Here is a 1,412-nt window from a genome sequence, read left to right on the forward strand (position 1 = left end):
TGAGACCTGATGCCGAGCCGATTGTGGTGAAGTGGATGATCCTATGCTGTCGAGAAAAGCCTCTAGCGAGTTTCATGGCGGCCCGTACCCTAAACCGACTCAGGTGGTCAGGTAGAGAATACCGAGGCGTTCGGGTGAACTATGGTTAAGGAACTCGGCAAAATGCCCCCGTAACTTCGGGAGAAGGGGGGCCACACCTGGTGATGAGCTTTGCGCTCTGAGCTGGGGGTGGCCGCAGAGACCAGCGAGAAGCGACTGTTTACTAAAAACACAGGTCCGTGCGAAGCCGTAAGGCGATGTATACGGACTGACGCCTGCCCGGTGCTGGAACGTTAAGGGGACCGGTTAGCTCACTTTCGGGTGGGCGAAGCTGAGAACTTAAGCGCCAGTAAACGGCGGTGGTAACTATAACCATCCTAAGGTAGCGAAATTCCTTGTCGGGTAAGTTCCGACCTGCACGAATGGCGTAACGACTTCTCGACTGTCTCAACCATAGGCCCGGTGAAATTGCACTACGAGTAAAGATGCTCGTTTCGCGCAGCAGGACGGAAAGACCCCGGGACCTTTACTACAGTTTGATATTGGTGTTCGGTTCGGCTTGTGTAGGATAGCTGGGAGACTGTGAAGCAGGCACGCCAGTGTTTGTGGAGTCGTCGTTGAAATACCAGTCTGGTCGTGCTGGATGTCTAACCTGGGTCCGTGATCCGGATCAGGGACAGTGTCTGATGGGTAGTTTAACTGGGGCGGTTGCCTCCTAAAGGGTAACGGAGGCGCCCAAAGGTTCCCTCAGCCTGGTTGGCAATCAGGTGTTGAGTGTAAGTGCACAAGGGAGCTTGACTGTGAGACCGACGGGTCGAGCAGGGACGAAAGTCGGGACTAGTGATCCGGCGGTGGCTTGTGGAAGCGCCGTCGCTCAACGGATAAAAGGTACCCCGGGGATAACAGGCTGATCTTCCCCAAGAGTCCATATCGACGGGATGGTTTGGCACCTCGATGTCGGCTCGTCGCATCCTGGGGCTGGAGTCGGTCCCAAGGGTTGGGCTGTTCGCCCATTAAAGCGGTACGCGAGCTGGGTTTAGAACGTCGTGAGACAGTTCGGTCCCTATCCGCTGTGCGCGTAGGAGTCTTGAGAAGGGCTGTCCCTAGTACGAGAGGACCGGGACGGACGAACCTCTGGTGTGCCAGTTGTCCTGCCAAGGGCATGGCTGGTTGGCTACGTTCGGGAGGGATAACCGCTGAAAGCATCTAAGCGGGAAGCCTGCTTCGAGATGAGGACTCCCACCCACTTGATGGGGTAAGGCTCCCAGTAGACGACTGGGTTGATAGGCCAGATATGGAAGCCTGGTAACGGGTGGAGTTGACTGGTACTAATAGGCCGAGGGCTTGTCCATTGATGCTCGCGTTCACTGTGT

The 1,412-nt window shown here is 56.2% G+C and carries 1 rRNA gene; it reads left to right on the top strand.

From position 1 onward, the window contains the following. Window positions 1-1,391, top strand: a 23S ribosomal RNA gene (locus ACZ4SV_RS36370); the annotation flags it as partial. Window positions 1,392-1,412 lie beyond the last annotated feature (21 nt).

The sequence above is a fragment of the Streptomyces sp. NPDC027672 genome (assembly GCF_055566335.1).